Here is a 254-nt window from a genome sequence, read left to right as displayed (position 1 = left end):
AGTCTTCGTGATACTTAAAAAATATCAAATGTTCACAAGAAATAAATGAAATAGGACGCTTTGTAAAAGAAGCGAACTGTCAGTATTTTGAGTGAGCGACCCAGCAGCAATGCTGGTGCCAGAAATGGCAAACAAACAGAGATTAAACTGAAGAGTTTGATCCTGGCTCAGATTGAACGCTGGCGGCATGCCTTACACATGCAAGTCGAACGGCAGCACGGAGCTTGCTCTGGTGGCGAGTGGCGAACGGGTGA

At 45.7% G+C, this 254-nt stretch carries 1 rRNA gene; it reads left to right on the top strand.

Annotation, left to right across the window (positions count from 1 at the left end):
* Positions 1 to 144: 144 nt before the first annotated feature.
* Positions 145 to 254: ribosomal RNA gene (locus GM655_RS22665) — 16S ribosomal RNA — on the top strand; the annotation flags it as partial.

Origin of the sequence: Pseudoduganella danionis (assembly GCF_009720775.1) — a bacterium.
In the GTDB taxonomy this organism is placed as follows: domain Bacteria; phylum Pseudomonadota; class Gammaproteobacteria; order Burkholderiales; family Burkholderiaceae_D; genus Rugamonas; species Rugamonas danionis.
This window is presented reverse-complemented; position numbering and strand designations above follow the sequence as displayed.